At 66.6% G+C, this 22,542-nt stretch carries 23 protein-coding genes; 13 read left to right on the forward strand and 10 right to left on the reverse strand.

The genetic code is table 11. The features are described from left to right. Positions 1-68: 68 nt before the first annotated feature. From C8J47_RS16410 to C8J47_RS19255, 3 genes are all read right to left on the reverse strand, one after another. Positions 69-1,253, reverse strand: coding sequence for an acyl-CoA dehydrogenase (locus tag C8J47_RS16410; RefSeq protein WP_056055772.1), 1,185 nt, complete (start codon positions 1,251-1,253; stop codon positions 69-71). 67 nt (positions 1,254-1,320) lie between these two features. Beyond that, entirely contained in the window at positions 1,321-1,647 is a 327-nt protein-coding gene (locus C8J47_RS16415) for a hypothetical protein (RefSeq protein ID WP_220683394.1), read from the reverse strand. Further along, the gene (locus C8J47_RS19255; protein ID WP_165899516.1) at positions 1,644-1,820 is read right to left on the reverse strand and encodes a hypothetical protein; all 177 of its coding nucleotides are present in this window, start codon (positions 1,818-1,820) and stop codon (positions 1,644-1,646) included. Before C8J47_RS19255 ends, C8J47_RS16415 begins: the two co-directional genes overlap by 4 nt. 89 nt (positions 1,821-1,909) lie before the next feature. Here C8J47_RS19255 and C8J47_RS16420 point away from each other — a divergent pair, with 89 nt between their 5' ends. Next, positions 1,910-2,542 carry a S24 family peptidase gene (locus tag C8J47_RS16420; protein WP_121886580.1) on the forward strand — a complete coding sequence of 211 codons (633 nt, stop codon included), beginning with the start codon at positions 1,910-1,912 and terminating at the stop codon, positions 2,540-2,542. Positions 2,543-2,727: 185 nt separating this feature from the next. Here the strand turns inward: C8J47_RS16420 and C8J47_RS16425 are convergent, their stop codons facing one another. Further along, entirely contained in the window at positions 2,728-2,925 is a 198-nt protein-coding gene (locus tag C8J47_RS16425) for a hypothetical protein (RefSeq protein ID WP_121886581.1), read from the reverse strand. A 182-nt stretch (positions 2,926-3,107) separates the two neighbouring features. On the opposite strand from C8J47_RS16425, the gene C8J47_RS16430 reads away from it, so the two are divergent. The 3 genes from C8J47_RS16430 to C8J47_RS16440 all read left to right on the forward strand — a co-directional run bounded on the left by C8J47_RS16430 (position 3,108) and on the right by C8J47_RS16440 (position 10,290). Beyond that, positions 3,108-5,108, forward strand: a complete 2,001-nt coding sequence (locus tag C8J47_RS16430; protein ID WP_121886582.1) for an autotransporter assembly complex family protein — start codon at positions 3,108-3,110, stop codon at positions 5,106-5,108. Positions 5,109-5,170: 62 nt separating this feature from the next. Beyond that, positions 5,171-9,250 (forward strand): translocation/assembly module TamB domain-containing protein, encoded by a 4,080-nt coding sequence (locus C8J47_RS16435; RefSeq protein ID WP_121886583.1) that lies wholly within the window; start codon positions 5,171-5,173, stop codon positions 9,248-9,250. 38 nt (positions 9,251-9,288) lie between these two features. After that, a complete protein-coding gene (locus C8J47_RS16440) occupies positions 9,289-10,290 on the forward strand; it encodes a glycoside hydrolase family 3 N-terminal domain-containing protein (RefSeq protein WP_121886584.1) in 1,002 nt (333 codons plus the stop codon). A 314-nt stretch (positions 10,291-10,604) separates the two neighbouring features. Here the strand turns inward: C8J47_RS16440 and map are convergent, their stop codons facing one another. Then, a complete protein-coding gene (gene map / locus C8J47_RS16445) occupies positions 10,605-11,378 on the reverse strand; it encodes a type I methionyl aminopeptidase (RefSeq protein ID WP_121886585.1) in 774 nt (257 codons plus the stop codon). 1 nt (position 11,379) lies between these two features. Further along, positions 11,380-11,586, reverse strand: a complete 207-nt coding sequence (locus C8J47_RS16450; RefSeq protein WP_056055789.1) for a ParD-like family protein — start codon at positions 11,584-11,586, stop codon at positions 11,380-11,382. 106 nt (positions 11,587-11,692) lie between these two features. On the opposite strand from C8J47_RS16450, the gene C8J47_RS16455 reads away from it, so the two are divergent. Genes C8J47_RS16455 through tatC form a run of 5 tightly spaced genes read left to right on the forward strand, consistent with a single transcriptional unit; the run spans position 11,693 to position 14,741 of the window. After that, positions 11,693-12,415 carry a ScpA family protein gene (locus C8J47_RS16455; protein WP_121886586.1) on the forward strand — a complete coding sequence of 241 codons (723 nt, stop codon included), beginning with the start codon at positions 11,693-11,695 and terminating at the stop codon, positions 12,413-12,415. After that, complete coding sequence (gene scpB, locus C8J47_RS16460; protein ID WP_121886587.1) at positions 12,412-13,026, forward strand: SMC-Scp complex subunit ScpB; 615 nt, start codon at positions 12,412-12,414, stop codon at positions 13,024-13,026. Before C8J47_RS16455 ends, scpB begins: the two co-directional genes overlap by 4 nt. A gap of 35 nt (positions 13,027-13,061) precedes the next feature. After that, on the forward strand, positions 13,062-13,307 hold the full coding sequence (locus C8J47_RS16465) for a Sec-independent protein translocase subunit TatA (protein WP_056055794.1): 246 nt from the start codon (positions 13,062-13,064) through the stop codon (positions 13,305-13,307). A gap of 38 nt (positions 13,308-13,345) precedes the next feature. After that, entirely contained in the window at positions 13,346-13,900 is a 555-nt protein-coding gene (gene tatB, locus C8J47_RS16470) for a Sec-independent protein translocase protein TatB (RefSeq protein ID WP_121886588.1), read from the forward strand. 43 nt (positions 13,901-13,943) lie between these two features. Then, positions 13,944-14,741 (forward strand): twin-arginine translocase subunit TatC, encoded by a 798-nt coding sequence (gene tatC / locus C8J47_RS16475; RefSeq protein ID WP_121886589.1) that lies wholly within the window; start codon positions 13,944-13,946, stop codon positions 14,739-14,741. 59 nt (positions 14,742-14,800) lie between these two features. Here tatC and C8J47_RS16480 read toward each other — a convergent pair whose 3' ends face one another. The 3 genes from C8J47_RS16480 to C8J47_RS16490 form a co-directional block, all read right to left on the reverse strand. Further along, positions 14,801-14,935 (reverse strand): entericidin A/B family lipoprotein, encoded by a 135-nt coding sequence (locus tag C8J47_RS16480; RefSeq protein WP_056055798.1) that lies wholly within the window; start codon positions 14,933-14,935, stop codon positions 14,801-14,803. 272 nt (positions 14,936-15,207) lie between these two features. After that, entirely contained in the window at positions 15,208-16,761 is a 1,554-nt protein-coding gene (locus tag C8J47_RS16485; RefSeq protein ID WP_056056072.1) for a sensor histidine kinase, read from the reverse strand. Between the two features lie 86 nt (positions 16,762-16,847). After that, entirely contained in the window at positions 16,848-17,057 is a 210-nt protein-coding gene (locus C8J47_RS16490) for a NepR family anti-sigma factor (protein WP_056055800.1), read from the reverse strand. 228 nt (positions 17,058-17,285) lie between these two features. Here C8J47_RS16490 and C8J47_RS16495 point away from each other — a divergent pair, with 228 nt between their 5' ends. After that, positions 17,286-18,089, forward strand: coding sequence for a response regulator (locus C8J47_RS16495; RefSeq protein WP_056055802.1), 804 nt, complete (start codon positions 17,286-17,288; stop codon positions 18,087-18,089). 348 nt (positions 18,090-18,437) lie between these two features. After that, positions 18,438-19,091 carry a sigma-70 family RNA polymerase sigma factor gene (locus C8J47_RS16505; RefSeq protein WP_056055804.1) on the forward strand — a complete coding sequence of 218 codons (654 nt, stop codon included), beginning with the start codon at positions 18,438-18,440 and terminating at the stop codon, positions 19,089-19,091. Between the two features lie 19 nt (positions 19,092-19,110). Here the strand turns inward: C8J47_RS16505 and C8J47_RS16510 are convergent, their stop codons facing one another. Then, positions 19,111-19,362: a hypothetical protein gene (locus tag C8J47_RS16510; protein ID WP_259467606.1), complete on the reverse strand. Its 252-nt coding sequence runs from the start codon at positions 19,360-19,362 to the stop codon at positions 19,111-19,113. Positions 19,363-19,473: 111 nt separating this feature from the next. Between C8J47_RS16510 and C8J47_RS16515 the strand changes: the two genes are divergently transcribed. Continuing rightward, the gene (locus C8J47_RS16515) at positions 19,474-22,083 is read left to right on the forward strand and encodes a bifunctional [glutamine synthetase] adenylyltransferase/[glutamine synthetase]-adenylyl-L-tyrosine phosphorylase (RefSeq protein WP_404969290.1); all 2,610 of its coding nucleotides are present in this window, start codon (positions 19,474-19,476) and stop codon (positions 22,081-22,083) included. After that, positions 22,073-22,528: a peroxiredoxin gene (locus C8J47_RS16520; RefSeq protein WP_183129151.1), complete on the forward strand. Its 456-nt coding sequence runs from the start codon at positions 22,073-22,075 to the stop codon at positions 22,526-22,528. Before C8J47_RS16515 ends, C8J47_RS16520 begins: the two co-directional genes overlap by 11 nt. Positions 22,529-22,542: the final 14 nt, after the last annotated feature.

The following is a 22,542-nucleotide window of genomic DNA, read 5'->3' on the forward strand; positions in this document are numbered from 1 at the left end:
GTCAGCCAATACGCGTTCCCCAATTGGGCCCCGGCCTCCGCCGGGGTGGTAGGACGTCGGGGTTGAACTCAAAACGCAGCGATACCCGTGATCGCCCGCCCGAGGATCAGCGCGTGCACGTCATGCGCACCCTCATACGTATTCACCGTCTCCAGGTTCATCAGATGGCGCATCACCTGATACTCCCCCGAAATCCCGTTGCCGCCATGCATGTCGCGAGACATCCGCGCGATATCGAGCGCCTTGCCGACGTTGTTGCGCTTCACGATCGAGACCATTTCCGGCGCGAACCGGCCCTCGTCCATCAGCCGTCCGACGCGCAACGACGCCTGCAACCCGAGCGCGATCTCGGTTTCCATGTCGGCCAGCTTCTTCTGGAACAGCTGCCGCCCGGCCAAAGGCGTCCCGAACTGGTTGCGATCCAGCCCGTACTGCCGCGCCGCATGGAAACAGAACTCCGCCGCGCCCAGCGCTCCCCAGGAAATCCCGTACCGTGCGCGGTTGAGACACCCGAACGGCCCCTTCAGTCCCTGCACGTCGGGCAGCAGCGCATCGTCGCCGACCTCGACCTCGTCCATCATCACCATGCCCGTGATCGACGCGCGCAACGACAGCTTGCCCTCGATCTTCGGCGTCTCCAGCCCCTTCATCCCGCGCTCCAGGATAAAGCCGCGGATGCCGCCGCCATGCTCGTCGGACTTCGCCCAGATCACGAACACGTCGGCGATCGGCGAGTTCGAAATCCACGTCTTCGCGCCCGAGATGACATAGCCGTTCGCCGTCTTCTTCGCGCGCGTCGTCATCCCGCCCGGATCCGACCCCGCATCGGGCTCGGTCAGCCCGAAGCAGCCGATCCATTCGCCGGTCGCAAGCTTGGGCAGGTATTTGCGCTTCTGCTCCTCGGATCCGAACGCGTTGATCGGGTACATCACCAGGCTCGACTGCACCGACATCATCGAGCGATAGCCCGAGTCGATCCGCTCGACCTCGCGCGCAACCAGCCCGTAGGCGACATAGGACGCGCCGACGCCGCCATATTCCTCGGGAATCGTCGGCCCGAGCAACCCGAGCGCGCCCATCTCGCGGAAAATCGCGGGATCGGTATGCTCGTGCTGGAACGCATCGATGATCCGCGGCGCGAGCTTGTCATCGGCATAGGCCTTCGCGCTGTCGCGGATCATCCGCTCGTCCTCGCTCAACTGATCGTCGAGCAGGAACGGATCCGCCCAGTCGAACTTGCCCATCCCGGCCATATGAATCTCCTTCGTTGACCGCCGACTTCGTGGTTCGGCCAGCGAAAGTCCACCCCTGACGAGACGTTTACGCGTCGATCAGCGTGAGTACCGCGATCGTCACATGCTCGCGGTCGCCGATCGACTCGATGCCCTCGACCACCAGATCGGCGACGATATGCCCGCGCATCGCAAACTCCGCGTCGGGCAACGCGTCGATCCAGTCTCGAAGACCGGGTACGGGCATCGCCGTGATCGTGAGCCGGTGCAGCGTGCCGACGAACGTCGCGCTGGCCCAGGGTGTGCACGCGATCGACTCGACGTGCATCGTCAGGCCTGTCGCCCCAGCATGGCCCCGGAGTGCGCGGATCAGCAGCGTGCCCGCATCGGGGCCGCGGATCGCGTCCATCCTCATGATCCGTTCCGCGCGATGAACGACTCGATCCGCGCCACCATCGGTTCGCGCGCCTGCCGACCGCGGCGCAGGTCGTGCACCAGCCGCGGATCGCCGACCGCCAGCCGTCCGAACTTGGTCATCGGCATGCCCGTCTGCCGCAGATATCGATCGATCTTCATCAGAATCGTCACCGTCGTTCCTCCCGAGTCCCTTGTTCTGTTCTTGATCTGTTCCGTCAAATCCTACTTGTCTAGGAAATTTCCTGCGCTAGGGTCGCGTGATGTCGAAAACCGCATCCGATCCCGATCCGAGGACCGCGCTGGCAACGCTGGCGGCGGCGCGGGGCGACAGTCTGGCGGCGCTGTCGGCGATGCTCGGGCGCAACGCGGCGTATCTCCAGCAATATGTCCGTCGTGGATCGCCGCGCATCCTGGGTGAACGAGACCGGCGATTGTTGTCCGCCTATCTGGGCGTGAGCGAGACCGTGCTCGGCGCTCCACCCGATCGCGGGACGGGTTTCCGCATCCGCAAGCTCGACATCGCCGCGTCAGCAGGGCCTGGCGCGCAGGTCGACGGCGAGATCGTGCTCGGCACCGACACGCTAGACCCCGGCCTCGCGCGGAAACTCGGGCTGAGGGACGGGCAGGCGGCGATCATCCGTGTGCGTGGCAGTTCGATGGAGCCGGGGCTGTTCGACGGCGATCATATCGTGGTCGACACTGCCGACCGGACGCCGCGCGCGAAAGGCGGGGTGTATGTCATCCGGATCGACGACGCGGTGATGGTGAAGCGCGTCGTGCTGGCCGGCGGGACGCTGATGGCGACGAGCGACAACCCGGCGGCGGGACCGATCCCGGCGGGGCGGATCGCGGTGATCGGCCGCGTGGTGTGGCAGATGCGCGAGCCGCGTTAGGAGTGGCTACCGCCCTTCCCGTTCGTGCTGAGTAGCGACCGAGTAGCTCCGTCAGGAGCGTATCGAGGGCGCGTTCGAAGCATCGGTTCTGTGCGCCACCCTGTCCTTCGATACGCCGCCTGCGGCGACTACTCGACGGCTACTCGGGACGAACGGAAGAGGGGCAGACGAGCGGGACGAGCCCTCTACCGCCGGTCCCGCAACCACACCAGCACCGCCGCCAGCACGCCCACCCCGGTCCCGATCAGGAACCCTGGCGTCGCTTGGCCGACCGCAAAGCCGACACCCGCGCCGCCCAGCATGCCGAGCGCCACGAGGAACCCGCCCGCGGCGCTAGGGTCCTTGTGGGGAGGAAGGGTGTCGCGGGAAGTAGGGTCGGCCATCGCCCCGTCCTGCCACGCACCGCGCCGGGATGCCAGCCGCGCGCCGCGTATGTTCGCCCGCCTGCCCGGATCACTAGCGTTCCGACACCCCGCACCAGCGCAATCCCCCGCCCGGACGAAACGTGGCGGAAATGCGGCGTTAGATACTGTTCCGCAACGACAAGCCCGGCTAGGAGCCTGACATGGTGTTCCGCGTCGGGCGAGCCGGGCCGGCCGCCGCCTTTTTCGTTCTGACGACAGCGGGGGCGGTTTCCGGTGCCGGCGCATCTGCCGCGCGTGCCCAAACCGCACCAGCGCCCGCGCCTGCACAGACACCGGCCCCGCCGACCGCGGACACGCCGATGTCGCTCGACCCCAATTCGCCGCTCGCCGCGCTGCCCGATATCGGCGTCGCGTGGCCCGATCTCGCGAACTCGCCGATCGATCCGGCCGCCACGGTCGCCGCGGTCGATGCCAATACCGAAAGCCGCTATGCGTGGCGGATCGACGGTATCGACGGGATCGACGACACGCTGCTGCGGCAGCGGTTCGCGGCACTTTCGACGCTCGACGCGAACGATCACCAGGCCGCCAACGCCGCGCAACTCGATCGCCGCGCGCGCGAAGATGCCGACCTGCTCAACAGCCTGCTCCGCGCGCAGGGCTATTACGACTCCAACGTCGTCACGCGCGTCGAACCGGGCGCAAAGCCGATGGTCGTGTTGTCGGCCACCCCCGGCACGCTCTACAAGTTCAAGGGCGTGACGATCGACGGCATCGCCGCGGCGGGCGACAAGGCGCCGGGGCTCGCTACCGAGTTCGGCGTGAAGCCCGACGACCCCGTCAATTCGGATGCGATCGTCGCGGGCCAGGCCAAGCTGACGACGCAGATCGGTCGCGAGGGCTTTCCGTTCGCCAAGGTCGGCGATCCGGCGATCGTCGTCGACCACGCCACCCGCACCGCGACGCTCGACCTGTCGGTGCAACCCGGCGGCGCGCGCAAATTTGGGACGATCCGCGCGCTGCCCGGCAACCGCGTGTTCGGCGCGGACCATGTCGCCGAGATCGCGCGCTTCTCGCCCGGGGACCTCTATGATGCAGCGAAGCTCGACGATCTGCGCCGCGCGTTGATCCAGACCAGCCTCGTGTCCGCGGTCGACCTCAAGCCGGTGCAAGGGTCGACGCCCGATACCGTCGACGTCGCGGTGAAGCTCGACCCGGCACCGCCGCGCACCGTCGCGGGCGAGCTCGGCTACGGCACCGGCGAAGGCGCGCGCGCGGAACTCAGCTGGACGCACCGCAACCTGTTCCCGCCCGAGGGCGCGCTGACGGTACGCGGTGTGCTCGGCACGCAGGAACAACTCGGCTCGGTCGTGTTCCGGCGCAACAATTTCGAGGGCCGCGACCGGGTGCTGACGTTCCAGGCGTCGGGCGTGCATACCAACCGCGACGCGTATGACGCGAAGACCTTCACGCTCGCGGGCAGCCTCGAACGGCAGACCAACATCTTCTTCCAGAAAACCTGGACCTGGTCGGTCGGTGCCGAACTGCTGGCGTCGGACGAGCGTGACGTGATCGTGTCGACCGGCGCACCGCGGCGGCGGACGTTCTTCATCGGCGCGCTGCCGACGACGCTCAACTATGACGGCTCGGACGATCTGTTGAACCCGACCAAGGGGTTCCGGCTCGGCGCGCGGCTCAGCCCCGAGGTGTCGTTGCAGAACTCGGTGTTCGGCTATGCGCGCACGCAGTTCGACGGCAGCGTCTACCAGCCGTTCGGCGACCGCGTGGTGCTTGCCGCCCGCACCCGGCTCGGTACGATCGTCGGCGCCCCGCGTGACGAGGTTGCACCGTCGCGGCGCTTTTATGCCGGCGGCGGCGCGTCGGTGCGCGGTTATGGCTATCAGTCGATCGGCCCGCGCGATCCCAACAACGACCCGATCGGCGGGCGCAGCCTGACCGAATTCTCGATCGAGGCGCGGGTGAAGGCGTTCGGCAATTTCGGCATCGTGCCGTTCCTCGACGCGGGCAACATCTACACCTCGCCGCTGCCGAAATTCACCGGGCTGCAATACGGCACCGGCATCGGCGTGCGCTATTATTCGAACTTCGGCCCGATCCGCCTCGACGTCGGCACGCCGATCAACCCGCAGCCGGGCGACAGCCGCGTCGCCGTGTACGTCTCGCTGGGGCAGGCGTTTTGAGCGAGGCGGCCGCTCTTCCAAAGCGCCGGATCGCGTGGTGGCGCTGGATCGCCAGCGCGGTCATGGCGCTGCTCGTGATCGTCGGCACCGCGTTGCTGATCGTCGACACGGGGATCGGCCACCGCTTCGTTGCGGACCGCATCGCCGCGATCAGGGCCGCCAACGGGCTGCGCTTCACGGTCGGGCGGATCGAGGGATCGCTGTACGGCGATACGCGGTTGGTCGACTTGCGCGTGTACGATCTGGAGGGGCTCGTCTTCCAGGCGCCGAATGTCGAACTCGACTGGTCGCCGTTCGACTGGTTCTCCAACCGGCTGGAGATCCAGCGGCTGATCGTCGATCGCGCGATCCTGACGCACACGCCGCGTACCAAACCGTCCAGGACGCGTGGCCCGATCCTGCCTGATTTCGATATCCATATCGGCAAGCTGTCAGTCGGGCGGCTGACCTTGGCAAAGCGCGTGCTGGGAACGCAGCGGATCGGGACGCTCGAAGGCCGCGCCGACATCCGGTCGGGCCGAGCATTGGTCGACCTCAAGGCACGCGTCGCTGGCAGCGACGACCTGAAGCTCCGGATCGATGCCGAGCCCGCACGCGATCGCTTCGACCTCGACGTCGCCGCGAAGGGGGCCGCGGGCGGCGTGCTCGCGCGCATGGTGAAGGCGAAGGGGCCGGTCGCACTCGCGGTTACCGGTGACGGTAGCTGGGCGAAGTGGAACGGCCGCGCCAACGGCATCGTCGGCACGACGCGCGTCGTCGATCTCGCGCTCGCGCAGGTCGCCGGGCGCTACACGCTGTCGGGCACGCTCTCGCCGTCGTCGCTGCTCAAGGGGCGGCTGCAACGGCTGACGGCACCGCGCATTCTCGTCAACGGCAGTGCGGAGTTCGCCAACCGCCGGCTGGACGGGCAGCTCTCGCTCCGCACTCCCGCGCTGGCGATCGACACGACCGGCATCGTCGATCTCGGTGCGAACGCGTATCGTGACGTCCGGATCAAGGCGCGGCTGCTTCGCCCGCCCGCGTTGTTCGACAACATGACCGGCAACATGGTCGAGCTTCGCGCGATCCTCGACGGCCCGTTCGCGACCGCGGCGTTCGACTACCGCCTCGATGCGAGCCGGTTCGCATTCGACCAGACCGGGTTCGAGAACGCGCATTCCGCCGGCAAGGGGCGGCTATCCGCTGCGCCAGTGACGGTACCGATCCGCTTCACCGCCGCGCGCGTCACCGGAGTCGGCACGGTGGCGGGCGGGATCCTGCGCAACCTGTCGGTCGACGGCCTGCTTCGCGTGACGCCGACGCTGCTCACCGGCGACGCGCTCAAGCTCCGGTCGGACAAGCTCACCGGCAGCATCAATCTCGCGGTCGACCTGCGCAACGGCCAGTTCGAGGTCGGCATCAACGGCGGGCTCGGCCGCTATCTGATCCCCGGCCTCGGCATCGTCGACGTGAAGTCCACCTTGCGCGTCGTCCCCGGCCCCAACCGCCACGGCACGCGCGTCATCGGCCAGGGCAGCGCGCAGATGGTGCGGCTCGACAACGCGTTCTTCCGCAGCCTCGCAGGCGGGCTGCCGCGGATCACCACCAACCTCGAACGCACCACCGACGGCGTGCTGCATTTCACCAACCTCGTGCTCACCGCGCCGCAGATCCGGCTGACCGGCAACGGCTATCGTCGGCGCGACGGGACCTTCCATTTCGAGGGCGGCGGACGCCAGCAGACTTACGGCCCGGTTACGCTGAAACTCGACGGCCAGATCGAAAAGCCGACGCTCGACCTCGTCTTCGCCAGCCCCAATGCGACGCTCGGCCTGTCGAACGTCCGCGCGCATCTCGATCCGACGCCGCAGGGGTTCGCGTTCACCGCAGCCGGCGGATCGCGGCTCGGGCCGTTCACGACCAATGGCGCGATCCTGTTGCCGCCGGGCGCCGATGCAACGATCCAGGTCGCTGCACTGAACGTCGCCGGCACGCGGGCGAGTGGGAACATCGCGGTCGTCGATGGCGGCTTCAACGGCGCGCTCGCGGTTGCCGGCGGCGGTATCTCGGGCGAACTTCTGTTCCGTCCGGTCGGGACCGTTCAGCGCATCGAAGGCCATCTCGCCGCCAAGGCCGCGACGCTCGACACGGTCGCGCTGCGCGCAGGCAAGCTTGATTTCGTCACACTGCTCGACCCGGCAGGCACCTCGATCGAAGCGACCGCGACCGGTTTGGGCCTCCGCCACGGCGCGCTCAGCCTCGCCCGGTTCAACGGCGCGGCGTCGCTCAGAGGCGGCGTCGGCACGATCAAGGCGTCGATCGCCGGCTCGCGTGGCCGCGCGTTCGATATCCAGAGCGTAACGCAGGTCACCGCGACCAGCTACGCGATCTCCGCGCAGGGCACGCTCGACGGCCGCCCGCTGAAACTGCTCACCCCCGCGGTCTTGACCCAGGCCGAGGACGGCTGGCACCTCGCGCCCACCAAGCTCAGCTTCGGCGGCGGCGAGGCGCAGGTCGGTGGCCATTTCACCGGCACCAGCACGGCGGTCGACGCCAGCCTGACGCGCATGCCGCTCGCGCTGCTCGATATCGGGTATCCCGGGCTCGGGCTCAGCGGTTCGGCATCGGGCCGTTTCAACGTCGCCACCGCGAACGGCGCCGCGCCGACCGGCAAGGCCGATCTCACGATCCGCGGGCTCAGCCGCGCCGGGCTCGTCCTCTCGTCGCGCCCGATCGACGTCGGCGTCGCAGCGGTGTTGTCGCCCGACAAGCTCGGCTTGCGCGCGGTGATAGCGTCTGCCGGCAAGACGATCGGCCGCGCTCAGGCACAGCTTGCGCCGCTGGGGCAGGGGGACTTGGCATCCCGGATCAGTAACGCCCGCCTGTTCGGGCAGCTTCGGTACAGCGGTCCGGCCGATACGCTCTGGCGGCTGACCGGGGTCGAGTTGTTCGACCTGTCGGGTCCGGTCGCGATCGGTGCGGACGTCGTCGGCACGCTCGCCAACCCGACGCTGCGCGGTATCGTCCAGGCGAACGGCGCGCGGATCGAGAGTGCGACCACCGGCACCGTCCTCACCAACGTCCAGGCGACCGGGCGCTTCGGCGGCTCGCGGCTCGTGATCGACCGGTTCGGCGCGGACGCGGGCAAGGGCGGCCGCGTCACCGGCACCGGCCAGTTCGAATTCGCCGCCGCTGCGGGAGTAGGGCTCGACCTCAAATTGCAGGCCGACAAGGCGGTGATGATCAACCGCGACGACATCGGCGCGACCGTCTCGGGCCCGCTGACGTTCAAGTCGAACGGCTCGGGCGGCACGATCGCGGGCGATGTCGTGCTCGACAAGAGCCGCTACCGCCTCGGCCAGGCCACCGCTGCCAGCGCCGTTCCCCAACTCAACATCCGCGAGATCAACCTGCCCGACGGCGGCGAGGAAGTCGCGACGCCGACCAAGCCCTGGACGCTGGCGATCAAGGCGCGCGCGCCGAACCAGGTGATGGTCAGCGGACTCGGCCTGACCAGCGAATGGTCCGCCAATCTGCAGATCGCCGGCCAGCCCGAGAACCCGGCGATCACCGGCCGCGCCACGCTGATCCGCGGCGACTACGAGTTCGCCGGGCGACAGTTCGAGTTGGCGCGCGGCGTGATCCGCTTCGACGGGCAGGTGCCCGCGAACCCTGCTTTGGATATCGAGGCGAATGCGGACTCGACGGGCCTCAGCGCATCGATCCGCGTTACCGGCTACGCGCTCAAACCCGAGATCGGTTTCACCAGCACGCCAGCCTTGCCCGAGGACGAACTGCTCTCGCGGCTGTTGTTCGGCACCTCGATCACCAACCTGTCCGCCCCCGAAGCGTTGCAACTCGCAGCGGCGGTGGCGGCATTGCAGGGCGGCGGCAGCGGTCTCAACCCGATAAACGCGGTGCGCCGCGCCGCCGGTCTCGACCGCCTCCGCATCCTCCCCGCCGATCCGCAGACGGGGCAGGGCACCTCGATCGCCGCGGGCAAATACGTCACCCGGCGCCTGTATGCGGAGATCGTCACCGACGGTCAGGGCTATTCCGCCACGCAGGTCGAGTTCCAGGTCACCCGCTGGCTGTCGTTGCTGTCGAGCATCTCCACGCTCGGCCGCCAGAGCGCCAACGTCCGCGTGTCGAAGGATTATTGAAGGATGATCCTTCTGCGGCGCTGGGATAAAGACGAGACATGAAGCCCGTCATCTTCGGCCTGTCCGGCCCCGTCCTCACCCCCGCCGAACGCGCGTTCTTCGCCGAGTGCGAACCAGCCGGCTACATCCTGTTCAAGCGCAACATCGTCGATCGCAACCAAGTTCGTGCGCTGACGGACTCGCTCCGCGCGCTGGCCGGACGCCAGGACCTGGCGATCCTGATCGACCAGGAGGGCGGCCGCGTCGCGCGAATGGGACCGCCCGAATGGCCCGCATTCCCTGCTGGCCCGGTATTCGATGCAGCCTATGAACGCGCACCGATGACCGCGATCCAGGCAGCACGCGCCAACGCGCATGCGCTTGGCGTGATGCTCAGCGAAGTCGGGATCACCGTCGACTGCCTGCCGCTGCTCGACGTGTCGCAGCCGGACACCACCGAAGCCGTCGCCTCGCGCACGTTCGGCTCCGATCCCATGCGCGTCGCTGCCCTCGGCCGCGCGACGCTCGAAGGGCTGGCCGAAGGCGGCGTCGTCGGTGTCGTCAAGCACATGCCCGGCCACGGTCGCGCGAAGGTCGATACGCACCACCACCTCCCGACCGTCACCGCGACCGACGCCGACCTCGAGATCGATCTCGAACCCTTCTGCACGCTCAACCAGGCGCCGATGGGCATGACCTCGCACATCGTCTTCGACGCCTGGGACGCAGATCGCCCCGCGACGCTGTCGCCAATCGTGATCGACGAGGTCATCCGTCGACGGATTGGCTTCGACGGCCTGCTGATGACCGACGACATCGACATGAAGGCGCTGTCCGGCACCGCTGGCGACAAGGCGGCGGGCGCGATCGCGGCCGGGTGCGACCTGGTGCTCGACTGCTGGGCGCGTATGGACGAGATGGTCGAGATCGCCGGGCGGCTTGGGGAAATTTCGGAAGCGTCTCGCGCGAGGCTGGATCGAGCAATGGCGTCGGTCGGGACGGGCAAGGGTGACCTCGCGGAACTGATCGCGACGCGGGACGCGCTGTTGGCGCGTGCCTAGGCCGGTTTGGTATCGGCAGCGCGCTGTCCAGTGCACCTCCCCGGCGAAGGCCGGGGTCCAATTGGAGAGGTCGCAGTAACGGGGCGCGATCCCCAGTTACCACCGTCTCCCAATTGGGCCCCGGCCTCCGCCGGGGTGGTGTTGGTGGAGGGGCCCCCGTTCGTGCTGAGTAGCTGCTGAGCTTGGCGAAGCGGCGTGTCGAAGGACGCGCGGGGAACCTGTCCTTCGATACACGCCTTCGGTACGGCTCTGCGAGCCTGCTCAGTCGCTACTCAGCACGAACGGAATGGAATGAACGGTTGCGAACCTCGCGATCACCCCAACCCCCGATCCCGCTCGTCCCCGCGCAACGTCAGCACCTCGACCCCGCCCCGCGTCACCGCCACCGTATGCTCGAATTGCGCCGAAAGCTTGCCGTCGTCGGTGACCACCGTCCACCCGTCATCCTCGGTCGAGACCTTGCGCGTCCCCTGGTTGATCATCGGCTCGATCGTGAAGACCATCCCCTCGCGGAGCGTCATGCCGGTCCCCGCGCGCCCGAAATTGAGCACTTGCGGTTCCTCGTGCATCTCGCGGCCGATGCCGTGCCCGCAATAGTCGCGCACCACTGCATAGCCGTGCTTCTTCGCGTGCCGCTCGATCGCGAAGCCGATGTCGCCGAGATGCGCGCCTGCCCGGACCTGCCGGATACCCTGCCACATCGCCTCATGCGCGACCCGCACGAGGCGCTTCGCGGCGGGCGGAACGGTCCCCACCATATATGTCTTGCTCGAATCGGCGATGAAGCCGTTCTTCTCCAGCGTGATGTCCAGATTGACGATGTCGCCGTCGCGGATGACGTCGCGAACGTTCGGCACGCCGTGGCAGACGACATGGTTGATCGAGCTGTTCAGGACGTATTCGAAGCCATATTGCCCCTTGCTCGCGGGCCGCGCGGCGAGGTCGTTAGTGATGTAGCGATCGACCATGTCGTTGACCTGCAACGTCGACAGCCCCGCCAGATCCTGCACGTCGAGCATCTCGAATACCGACGCCAGCAACGCGCCCGATACGCGCATCAGCGCCAGTTCGGCCGGCGTCTTCACCATCTCAGGCTGCCGTTTTGTCGGCGACGCGCACCGACGCGGCGGCGAGTTGCGCAGTGACGATATCATTGAACGACAGCGTCGGGTTGGCCTCGGCGAGCATGCCGATCTTCATCCAGAACTCCGCCTGAGCGTTGATCGACCGGCACAGCACCTGGCTCGCCCGCCGCGCGTCCTCGTGCAGCGCGTCGTCGATCTTCACGATACCCATTCAAGCCTCACATTCACCGTGACCATATGAAACGTTTACGGTCCGTATGGTCAATCGTCAAACGTTGAGGGTGGATGCCCGGCAGCGTGCGCTGTAGCGTCAGGCGATGGACGACGCGCAACTGACCCTGGATCTCGACGGATGGGAGGGGCCACTCGATCTGCTGCTCTCGCTCGCACGCGGGCAGAAGGTCGATCTGCGAAAGATCTCGATCCTCGCGCTGGTCGAGCAGTATCTGGCGTACGTCGACTCCGCGCGCGCGCTGAAGCTGGAACTCGCGGCCGACTATCTCGTGATGGCAGCATGGCTCGCCTATCTGAAATCGGCGCTGCTCCTGCCCCGCGACCCACTCGCCGAGCCCGACCCGGAGGAACTCGCGCTGCGGCTTCAACTGCGGCTTGAACGCCTGAGTGCGATGCGCGAAGCCGGTGCGCGGCTGATAGCGCGCGATCGCACCGGGCGCGACGTGTTCCTGCGTGGTGCATCCGAGGGTCTGCGGACGGTGCGCAAGGCCGCATGGCAGGCCGAGATCTTCGACCTGATCGCCGCGTACGGCCGCATTTCCGCGCGGACGCGGCCGGTGATGCACGTCGTCGCCGACCGCGAGGTGATGACGCTGGAGGCGGCGCTCGAGCGCGTGTCGATGCTGGTCGGCGAGCGGATCGAGTGGAGCGTGATCGAAAGCTTTCTCCCCGAAGCGGGCGAGCGTCTCCGGCGGTCGGCGCTGGCATCGAGCTTCGTCGCAGCGCTCGAACTCGCGCGGCAGGGAAGGATCGAACTACGCCAGGCGTCACCCTTCGCGCCGCTGTATCTGAGAGCCCGCGCGTGACCCCACCGGACGACTTCATGCGCGCTGTCGAGGCGGTGCTGTTCGCGGCCGAGACACCGCTGACGCTCGACGGGATTCGCGCGCACGTCGGCACCGGCGACGTCCGCGCCGCGCTCGATCAGCTAACGGCCGACTATGCCGGCCGCGGCATCGCCATCGTCCGGCGCGGCGAACGCTGGCAGTTCCAGACCGCGCCCGACATGGCACACATGCTCCGCCGCGACCGCGAGGAACTGCGCAGGCTCAGCCGTGCCGGGATCGAGACGCTGGCGATCATCGCGTACCACGAGCCCGTGACGCGCGCGGAAATCGAGGCGATTCGCGGCGTGCAGATCTCGAAGGGGACGCTCGACGTCCTGATGGAGGCGGGCTGGGTGAAGCCGGCCGGACGACGCGAAGTGCCGGGACGCCCGCTGATGTTCGCGACCACGCCTGCATTCCTCGTCCATTTCGGGCTCCAGAGCCGCCGCGACCTGCCTGGGATCGACGATCTGCGCGCCGCGGGACTGCTCGACCCGGTCGATCTGGCGTTCGATCGCCTGGAAGGCGACGGCGATGGTGACCGCGACGCGGACGCCGATGGCGAGATGGCTGGCAATGAGACGGGATGAGGCTTAGATAGGGTCCAGTTTCCAGGAGAATTGCTATGGGCGGTTTTAGCCCGATTCACTTGCTAGTCCTCGCGGTCGTCGCGATCCTCCTTCTCGGCGGTGGCCGATTCTCGAACCTGATGGGCGACGTCGCCAAGGGCGTGAAGAACTTCAAGAAGGGCATGTCCGAGAACGACGACGAGACGCCCGCCAAGCCATCGGCCCGGATCGAAGCGCAGAAGACGGCCGATCCCGCGTTCGATCGCGACGGCAATCGCGTCCGCGACGACCGTCCTGCCTGAAGCCGGCAAAGTTGACGACCCTAGATAGGCGCGGCTGAATGTTCGATATCGCGCCCTCCGAGTTTCTGCTCGTGGCCTTCGTCGCGCTCGTCGTGATCGGTCCGAAGGACCTGCCCAAGGCGATGCGCGTGGTCGGCTATTGGGTCGGCAAGGCGCGCGGCGTCGCGCGGCAATTTCGCTCGGGCTTCGACTCGATGGTCCGCGAGGCCGAACTCGAAGAGATGGAAAAGCGCTGGGCGTCGGAAAACGAACGCATCATGCGCGAGCATCCGCAGACGGGTGGCGATGCTACGGCCGATACCACGCAGGTAGTGCATTCGCCGGAGACGGAGGAGCACCGTCGCGATTATCGGTCGCTCGACCACGCGGACGATCATACGGACGAGCCGGTGATGGTCGAGAAGCCGGTCGTCGCCCCCGCCGCGCCCGTTGATGCTTCGGGTCATGATGGCGGTCACGGCGATCGGCCTGGCATGGCCGCACTTTCGCCGGAACGCGCTCCCGACCTGTTCGATACGCAGACGCCGCCGCCGGTTGCCGCGCCAAAAGCGATCGACGACAAGACCGGCAAGTCCGACGTCGCGTCGTCGTGATCGGCCTCAATCTCCGCGCCCTCGTGGCGGCTGAAAGCATAACATGAGCGAGATCGACGCTAGCCGGGCACCGTTGCTCGACCATCTGATCGAGTTGCGGCGGCGGTTGCTGTACTGCATCGCCGCGCTGGTCGTGACGTTTGCGATCGCGATGTATTTCGCCGAGGATATCTTTGGGTTTCTGGTCCACCCGCTGCTCGCGGCGGGGCAGAACAAGGTGATCTATACCGAAATATTCGAGGCGTTCTTCGTCCAGATCAAGGTGGCGTTCTTCGCGGCGATGATGCTGTCGTTCCCGGTGATCGCGAACCAGCTCTGGCAGTTCGTCGCGCCCGGGCTCTACAAGAAGGAGAAGCGCGCGCTCCTGCCGTTCATCCTCGCGACCCCGGTGCTGTTCCTGACCGGTGCCGCTATGGCGTATTACGTCGCGATCCCGATGGCGCTGCACTTCCTGCTCGGGTTCGACGGGATGGTCGGCGGCATCCACCGCGAGGCGCTGCCGGGGATCGGCAACTATCTGTCGTTCACGATGCAGTTCCTGTTCGGCTTCGGCATATCGTTCCTGCTGCCGGTGCTGCTGATGCTGCTCGAGCGGGCGGGCATCGTCACGCGCAAGCAGCTGATCGGCGCGCGGCGTTATGCGATCGTCGCGGCGTTCGCGATCGCTGCGGTGCTGACGCCGCCGGATATCGGCTCGCAGCTGCTGCTCGCGATCCCGCTCGTCATCCTGTACGAAATGGCGCTGATCGGCATCTGGTTCACCGAGCGGAGCCGCGCGCAGGCGCAGGCGATGGACGGTGAGGACGAGACCGAGGCCGGTACCGATATCGTCGAGCGCTGATACGAAAACGGGGCCCGGTGCATGTGCACCGGGCCCCGCATTGCAATAAGCGTGAAGGCTTACTTGGCGTTGTCTGCGGTCTTCGCGACGGTCTTGCCGGCCGAAGCCACGTCCTTGCCTGCACCCTCGACGGTGTTGCAGGCCGATACCATCAAAGCGCTAGCCACGATCGCCAGTCCAACCAACTTACGCATAATACTTCCTCCAAGGGCTTGAATGCCACCGGAGATGCAATGTTCGGGCGGGAATTTCGTTCCGGCGGCGAAACTCGGCAACGCAGCGGTTTGGATAAATTAAAGGCCCGACAGCATCACCGGGGGGGGAAGGGTGATGCGGCCGGGCCTGTGTTCGGGATAGCGAGAGCGGGGGGCATAAATTCGCTATCCGAATTATCAAACGGTGGTCGCGGCACTCGGTTCCCAGTTTTTCCGAATTTTATCCTGCGAACCGGAAATACCGGGTTCGCTCAATCGCGACCGGTGACCGCGAAGGCGATCTCGTACGCGCCGACCAGTGGATCGTGATGGAGCGGCGAGCGCAACTGGCGCGAAAGACCCTCCATGACGCGCCCATAGCGCGAGACGGACTCGCGCAGCGCGTCGCTCTCGACCAAGGCGCGCGACACGACGCGCAGCAATCCGCGGTCGGGTTTGTCGGCGATCTTTTCGGCAGGTTTCACGACGATCCGGATCTGCGCGACCGGATCGCAACTGATCGCCAGCTCGATCATCTCGGTGACCAGGAACGCGATGGCGACGGCGACATCCTGATTAACGAGATACGGGTCGATATCGAGCGTGATGCCGAGGCCGTGCGACCGTTCGGACGCGGTCGCGCGGATGTTGGCCGACAATTCGCCGATCATCGTGCGCAGGTTGAGCCCGCGATTTTCCTCGAGCTCGGCAAAATGATTGCGGTGCACCACCGCCAGCGCATCGACGCGGCGCTGGATCGAGGAATAGGCCGCGGTCGCATCCGCGCTGGGGGCGCTGCGGGCGTGAAAGTTGATCAGGCTGGATATCACCTGGAGGTTGTTCTTAACCCGGTGATGCACTTCGCGCGTCAGCTTGGTCTGTCTGACTAGACCCTCGGCGAGCCCCGCTTCGTGCAACGCGACCGTTCGGCTGATCGACTGGAACGTCTCGCCGAGTTCGCGGATTTCCTGCGCGGGCAGCGTGCTGACGACCCCGAAATCGAGTTCCTCGCCCGGCGTGAACGCGGCGACCGCGCCGCGCAGCCGGCGCAACGGCCGGATCAGCAGTCGGTCGACCACGAACCAGGCGATGCTGGCGGCCGCTAGCCACATCAGCAGCGGCAACAGCATCGCGACGATCAGTGACGACGTGACCGGCGCGCTGCGGACGCTCGTGCGCAGTGCGAGGCCTGCGACGCCCAGGTCGGTACGGGTCGTCTCCATGCGATCGAGCGGCCGTTCGTCGGGGATGGTTTCGAGGTGGAGCGCCTCTTCGTCGAGGACGATCGCGCTGCTGACCGCTGAGGCGCGCGTTGACGGCGTTGCAATCTTTTCGAGGAACGCGCGGGGGAAATAGGCACGTGCGGAGGTGCCGCCGCGTCGGCCGGACGTGGGGCCGGAAATCGCCAGCAGCAGCCCGGTGTCCGGCACGATCGCCGCCGAGATCGGCATGTCGTCGCGGCGCAACGTCACCGGGTTGGGGAGCGCGACGCCGCACAGCACGTGGCCGGCGCGGTCGGTGATGATGAAGCGCGTCCCGGCCGAGGACTGCTGGGCGAAGACGCCCTGCGCGCGTGCGCAGCTCGGTGCATCGGCAGGATCATTGCCGAGTGCGTTCACGGCGACGCGCAACGCCGTCATGTCGCCCACCAGTTCGATCGCGATCGCACGCGCACTTTCGTTGGCGGTGACACGGAGCCGTGCCCGCGCTTCCTGATCGGCCAGCCGCGTGGTCTGCAGCGTCGCGAAAACCGCGATCAACGCGAGCGGCAGTAGCGCCGCACTAAGAATGAGGAAGAGTTTCGCACCGGTCGGCAGCCGCCGCATCGTTGCAAACAGTCGATGTTCGGGGAGTTCTGCGAGCGGCGATCGCTCGTCGGACAAATCGATCGGCGAGGCCATCCGGCCCGCCGTCAGTCTAGCTTGCCGAGAAGATCGAGCAGATCGTCCGGAATCGTCTCATCGACAGTTTTCTGGTAGACCGAGCGCAAGGCCGACCCCATTTGCTGATCCTTGTTGGGGATAGCCTTCGGAATCTTGGCAGACGAAGTCTTCTCCGTGTCGTGGCCCAAACTCAAAACTTCCCCCTGCACGACGCATACCGATGGTGTGGTTGCGAGCATGGCACGATCCCTGACACAGGTCGCCTACTCACAAAAAGCTGTTCGTGAAACCAAATAGCATCTCGATAGTTCCGTGTTCGAGCGAAATTTCCCCGTCTCCGTACAACGTTGTCATATGTTAAGACGATCGGGCGACGGATCCGGGCCATTTTCGACCGACGCCATTGTAATGCTGCGAGCCGCCCGACACATGAGGGGCCGCATAGGATCAGGGAGTATTCGTTACCCATGTCGCTTGGACAGCAACTCGCACCGCACCTTCCCTTTTTGCGGCGCTATGGCCGGGCACTGACCGGTAGCCAGATGCATGGCGACAAGTATGTTCGCGCCACGCTCGAGGCCATCGTCGCAGCCCCCGAGGAGTTTCCTCGCGATGTCGATCCTCGCCTCGGCCTGTACCGGATGTTCCAGGCGATCTGGAATTCGGCCAATTTCGACGAGGTCGCCGACGAGGGTGTCGACGAGGCGAAGGGTCATGAAGCCGTCGCGCGTGCGCGTCTGGCCCGCATGACCCCGTTGTCGCGGCAGGCCCTGTTGCTGACCGCGATGGAGGGTTTCACGCCCGAGGATGCCGCGTATCTGATCGAAGTCGAGCCGAGCGAAGTCGACGATCTCGTCGCCGATGCGCTGTCCGAGATCGAGAACCAGACCCGCGCGAAGGTGCTGATCATCGAGGACGAGCCGATCATCGCGATGGATATCGAGACGATCGTGCGTGATCTCGGCCATGACGTGACCGGTGTCGCGGTCACCCGCGACGAAGCGGTCGCGTTGGCGATGGAAATGCGGCCGGGCCTCGTGCTCGCCGACATCCAGCTTGCCGACGACAGTTCGGGTATCGATGCGGTCAAGGACATCCTGGCCGAGTTCGAGGTCCCGGTGATCTTCATCACCGCGTTCCCCGAGCGCCTGCTGACCGGCGAGCGGCCCGAGCCGACCTTCCTGATTACCAAGCCGTTCCAGCGTTCGACCGTCAAGGCGGCGATCAGCCAGGCGCTGTTCTTCGATCAGGCGACCGTCCCGGCAAACTAAATCGGTTGCGTCCGGGGCACTCAACGCCTTGATTAGGGCGTATTTATAATTCAGTATGGGTTCGTGTTCGTTACGGCTGCGGACCCAAAACTGTTCCCGGGGGTTAAACATATCATGGCTGACCCGAACGATCGTATCCACGTCAAAACCGACGACGCGCGCGCTGGGGCAACGCCTCATATGACGCGGTATATTCTGGCGATCTCCTTAGTGTTGGTGATCGTGATTTTCGGTTTTCTCGTCCTTCGTTAACTTTTGTTGGGTGCGCGTTGTTGGTAATGGCCACAGCGCATCCTTATGCTTGTCACGTGTCGACGGCATCGCTCCATCGGGATTGATCGGATTACCATGACCCAGCCTGCTCCACGCACCGATGTCGACGACGATATCGACGAAGTCGTCGTGCCGGTCGAGCATGTCTCGTTGTCGGATGCCGAGTTCAAGGTTCAGTTGGCGCAGGTGATCCCGCACCTGCGCGCGTTCGGTCGTTCGCTGTCAGGTAGCCGCGATCTAGCCGACGATCTGGTGCAGGAAACGCTGCTCAAGGCGTGGGCGGCGCGTCTGCGGTTCCAGGCCGGCACGAACATGCGCGCGTGGACGTTCATCATCCTTCGCAACCTGTATCTGTCGCAGATGCGCCGCGCTCGCTTCAAGGGCGAGTGGGACGATCTGGTCGCGGATCGCATCCTGGCAGCACCTGCTAGCCAGGACCGTCATGTCGAGCTTGGTGACATGCAGCGGGCACTGATGCACCTGCCGCAGCCTCAGCGCGAGGCGCTGATCCTGGTTGGCGCGGGCGGGTTCGCCTATGAGGAAGCCGCCGAAATCTGCGGTGTCGCGGTCGGGACGATCAAGAGCCGGGTTGCCCGTGGACGTGTGGCGTTGGAGACGATCCTCAACGACGGGTCGCTGCCGTCACGTCGCGATCATGAGACCGATACGACCAAGACTGCGCTGGATTCGATCATGGGCGACGTCGAGGAACTCAGCCGCGGTCGGTGATCGCGGCTGACAGATATCGTCAGTGCAGGCGACTGGGAACGGTGTCCAGTCTGTGCAGCAACTCTGTGAAGTCTGACGGCGTCCCGTTCGGTTCGTCGAATGCGCCGCGCAACGCATAACCGATCACGTCGGTGACCCGCGGACGGTACACGGTCTGTCGACCGTCCTCTTCGCGCTTGATCGTGAGAAATGCATAAGACATAGACTGATAACGGCCAAAAGTGCTTTTTGTTGCTTTGTAGTTACAGGTTGTCGCCGCGGTCTGTATCATTCCGACATGGCCGAAACATTCTCCGACCCTACGCGCGCTGAGCGTTCCGCTCCCGCTGATCGTATCGTCGACGCGACGAGCCGTGCCCGACACTGGTCGCCGTTCCTGTCGATGGTACTCGACCGCGAGCCGGTGCTGGCGACAGCGCTTGGTGAAGGGCGGCTCGATTTGTCGCTGTCGAGCGCCGAACCCGATATGCCGACCGCCAAGCGATTGCGGCTCGAACGTCGCGCGATGGCCTTGACGGTCGCGGTGGGCGATCTGTCAGGCGTCCTCGATCTGACCGCGGTGACGGGCGCGCTTACCAGCTTCGCGGACTATGCGCTCGATACCGCGATCCGTGCGGCGATCGAGGAGCGCACCCCTGGCGCCGAGGTCCGCGGCTTCACCGCGATCGCGCTTGGCAAGCAGGGGAGTAACGAACTCAATTACTCGTCGGATATCGATCCGATCCTGCTGTTCGATCCCGCCACGCTGCCGTGTCGTCCGCGCGAGGAGCCCGACGAGGCGGCGGTGCGGATCGGCAAACGGGTCGTCGAACTGCTGCAGGCGCGCGACGGCGACGGGTATGTCCTGCGCGTCGATCTGCGGTTGCGACCGTCGCCCGAGATCACGCCGATCGTCCTGCCGGTGGAGGCGGCGATCGGCTATTACGAGGCGCAGGCGCTGCCTTGGGAGCGGGCCGCGTTCATTCGCGCGCGCGCCGCGGCGGGGGATATCGCGCTTGGGACGAAGTTCCTGGAGACGATCCGCCCGTTCATCTGGCGGCGCGCGCGCGATTTCGGTGCGATTCGCGAAATCCGCGGCATGTCGCGACGGATCCGCGATCATCATTCGCAGGGGCAGGCGTTCGGCCCGGGCTATGACCTCAAGCGTGGGCGCGGCGGAATCCGCGAAGCCGAGTTTTTCGCGCAGATTCACCAGCTGATCCACGGCGGGCGCGATCCGGCGTTGCGGGCACCCGCGACGCGCGACGCCTTGGCGCGTCTTGCCGAGGCGGGCTGGATCGCGGCTGACGAAGCGACCGCGCTGATCGACGGCTACACGCTGCTCCGCACGATCGAGCACCGCGTGCAAATGATCGACGACCGCCAGACGCACATGCTGCCGACCGGCGATGCGCTCGACCGGGTGGCCAAGCTCCACGGCGTGCAGGATGCCGAGGCGCTGCTGGCGCTGCTCCGCCCCCGCGTGACCGAAACCGGGCGGATCTACGACGCGCTCGACGACACCGTGCGGCCCGCATTCTCGCACGATCCGGTCACGCTCGATGCGGATCTGACGCTCGCGGGATACGCCGACCCAGAAGCCGCACGACGCCGGATCGAGGCGTGGCGTGGCGGTGCCTATCCCGCGCTGCGCAGTCCTGCTGCGCGCGAGGCATTGGAGGCGGTGCTGCCGACGCTGGTGCCGGCGCTGGCGACCGCGCCCGAGCCGCAGTCCGCGCTGCTCAGGCTCGACGCGCTGCTCGAACGGCTGCCCAGCGCGATCAACATCTTCCGCCTGCTCGAGGCACGACCGGGGCTGGCGACGCTGCTTGCCGCGATCCTCAGCCATGCGCCGACGCTGGCGGGCGATCTCGGGCGACGCCCCGGTCTGCTCGACGGACTGATCGATGCGACCGCGTTCGACGCGGTCGGCGATGTCGCGGCGCTGGAGGCGATGATGCGCGCCGGCGATGCGGGCGCCGATTATCAGGCGCGACTCGATCATGTCCGCCGGGTGGTCGGCGAAATGCGGTTCGCGCTCGGTGCGCAGATCATCGCCGGAACGTCCGATCCGCTCGCCGTCGCGGCGGGCTATGCGCGGGTTGCGGAGGCGGCGATCGGCGTGCTCACGCGTGCGACGATCGACGAATTCGCCAAGGTCCATGGCCGCGTGCCCGACAGCGAACTGGTCATCCTGGCGCTGGGTCGGATGGGCGGGGCGATGCTGACCCACGCTTCCGATCTCGACGTGATCTATCTGTTCACCGGTGACTTTTCCGCCGAGTCGGATGGTGCGAAGCCGCTGGGGGCGACGCTCTACTACAACCGGCTGGCGCAACGGGTGACCGCGGCGCTGTCCGTCGCGACGGCGGCGGGGCCACTCTACCAGATCGACACGCGATTGCGGCCGTCGGGCGGGCAGGGGCCGCTGGTCGTCACGCTCGACAGCTTCGCACGCTACCAGCGCGAGGACGCGTGGACCTGGGAGCATATGGCGCTGACCCGCGCCCGGCCGGTGTTCGGATCGGCAACCGCGCGAAAGGCGGTGGCGACGATCGTACGCGATGTCCTCGCTGGCGACCGGCCGGCGCGCGACGTGGTGGCCGATGCACGGTCGATGCGCTCCGAGATGGCCGCGCACAAGCCGGCCAAGGGCCCGCTCGACGCCAAGCTGTTGCCGGGCGGGCTGGTCGATCTCGAATTCGCGGTGCACGTCGTCCAACTCGTCCACCATACCGGGTTCGACCCCAACCTCGGCGCAGCGATCGACCGGCTGATCGAGGCGAAACTGATGCCCGCGACGATGCGCGCGGCACACGATGTCCTGACCCGGCTGCTGGTGACGCTGCGGCTGGTCGCGCCCGATGCCACCGCGCCGGGGGCCGCGACCGGAGCGCTGATCGCGCGCGCGATCGGCGTGGCGGACTGGCCCGCGGCGATTGCCAAGCTCGACTCGACGCGGCAGGAGGTCCGCGAATTTTGGATGCAACTCACGGGAGACCATGATGGATGACGGTTCGCCAATCCCCGACGTGACGGTGACGATCGACGACACGGCGGTGTCGCTGGCCAGCCTCGGCGTGCCGCTCGTGGTCTATTTCTATCCGAAGGACGACACTACGGGCTGCACCACCGAGGCGAAGGACTTCTCCGCGCTCGCGGTTTCGTTCGCGGCGGCCGGCGTCAGTGTCGTTGGCATCTCCAAGGACACGCCCGCCTCGCATGCGAAGTTCACCGCGAAACACGCGCTCACCGTGCGCCTCGCCAGCGATGTCGACGGCGTGGCCTGCGAGGCGTTCGGCGTGTGGGTCGAGAAGGCGATGTACGGCAAAAAGTACATGGGGATCGAGCGCGCGACGTTCCTGTTCGGCGCCGACGGTACGCTGGCCAAGGCGTGGCACAAGGTTCGTGTGCCGGGCCATGCGGAGGCCGTCTTGGCTGCCGTCCGCGCGCTCTAAAAAGACCGCGATAA

The sequence above is a fragment of the Sphingomonas sp. PP-F2F-G114-C0414 genome (assembly GCF_003688595.1).
Classification (GTDB): domain Bacteria; phylum Pseudomonadota; class Alphaproteobacteria; order Sphingomonadales; family Sphingomonadaceae; genus Sphingomonas.

Excerpts from the sequence above, each read along its gene's own strand:
- C8J47_RS16505 (WP_056055804.1), top strand. The coding sequence starts at position 18,438 with ATGACCCAGCCTGCTCCACGCACCGATGTCGACGACGATATCGACGAA.
- C8J47_RS16435 (WP_121886583.1), top strand. The coding sequence starts at position 5,171 with ATGGCGCTGCTCGTGATCGTCGGCACCGCGTTGCTGATCGTCGACACG.
- C8J47_RS16455 (WP_121886586.1), top strand. The coding sequence starts at position 11,693 with ATGGACGACGCGCAACTGACCCTGGATCTCGACGGATGGGAGGGGCCA.
- C8J47_RS16485 (WP_056056072.1), bottom strand. The coding sequence starts at position 16,761 with ATGCGGCGGCTGCCGACCGGTGCGAAACTCTTCCTCATTCTTAGTGCG.
- C8J47_RS16490 (WP_056055800.1), bottom strand. The coding sequence starts at position 17,057 with ATGCTCGCAACCACACCATCGGTATGCGTCGTGCAGGGGGAAGTTTTG.
- C8J47_RS16480 (WP_056055798.1), bottom strand. The coding sequence starts at position 14,935 with ATGCGTAAGTTGGTTGGACTGGCGATCGTGGCTAGCGCTTTGATGGTA.
- C8J47_RS16510 (WP_259467606.1), bottom strand. The coding sequence starts at position 19,362 with ATGATACAGACCGCGGCGACAACCTGTAACTACAAAGCAACAAAAAGC.
- C8J47_RS16410 (WP_056055772.1), bottom strand. The coding sequence starts at position 1,253 with ATGGCCGGGATGGGCAAGTTCGACTGGGCGGATCCGTTCCTGCTCGAC.
- C8J47_RS16440 (WP_121886584.1), top strand. The coding sequence starts at position 9,289 with ATGAAGCCCGTCATCTTCGGCCTGTCCGGCCCCGTCCTCACCCCCGCC.
- C8J47_RS16495 (WP_056055802.1), top strand. The coding sequence starts at position 17,286 with ATGTCGCTTGGACAGCAACTCGCACCGCACCTTCCCTTTTTGCGGCGC.
- C8J47_RS16465 (WP_056055794.1), top strand. The coding sequence starts at position 13,062 with ATGGGCGGTTTTAGCCCGATTCACTTGCTAGTCCTCGCGGTCGTCGCG.
- C8J47_RS16430 (WP_121886582.1), top strand. The coding sequence starts at position 3,108 with ATGGTGTTCCGCGTCGGGCGAGCCGGGCCGGCCGCCGCCTTTTTCGTT.
- C8J47_RS16415 (WP_220683394.1), bottom strand. The coding sequence starts at position 1,647 with ATGAGGATGGACGCGATCCGCGGCCCCGATGCGGGCACGCTGCTGATC.
- map (WP_121886585.1), bottom strand. The coding sequence starts at position 11,378 with ATGGTGAAGACGCCGGCCGAACTGGCGCTGATGCGCGTATCGGGCGCG.
- C8J47_RS16420 (WP_121886580.1), top strand. The coding sequence starts at position 1,910 with ATGTCGAAAACCGCATCCGATCCCGATCCGAGGACCGCGCTGGCAACG.
- C8J47_RS16425 (WP_121886581.1), bottom strand. The coding sequence starts at position 2,925 with ATGGCCGACCCTACTTCCCGCGACACCCTTCCTCCCCACAAGGACCCT.
- tatB (WP_121886588.1), top strand. The coding sequence starts at position 13,346 with ATGTTCGATATCGCGCCCTCCGAGTTTCTGCTCGTGGCCTTCGTCGCG.
- C8J47_RS16450 (WP_056055789.1), bottom strand. The coding sequence starts at position 11,586 with ATGGGTATCGTGAAGATCGACGACGCGCTGCACGAGGACGCGCGGCGG.
- C8J47_RS16515 (WP_404969290.1), top strand. The coding sequence starts at position 19,474 with ATGGTACTCGACCGCGAGCCGGTGCTGGCGACAGCGCTTGGTGAAGGG.
- tatC (WP_121886589.1), top strand. The coding sequence starts at position 13,944 with ATGAGCGAGATCGACGCTAGCCGGGCACCGTTGCTCGACCATCTGATC.
- C8J47_RS16520 (WP_183129151.1), top strand. The coding sequence starts at position 22,073 with ATGATGGATGACGGTTCGCCAATCCCCGACGTGACGGTGACGATCGAC.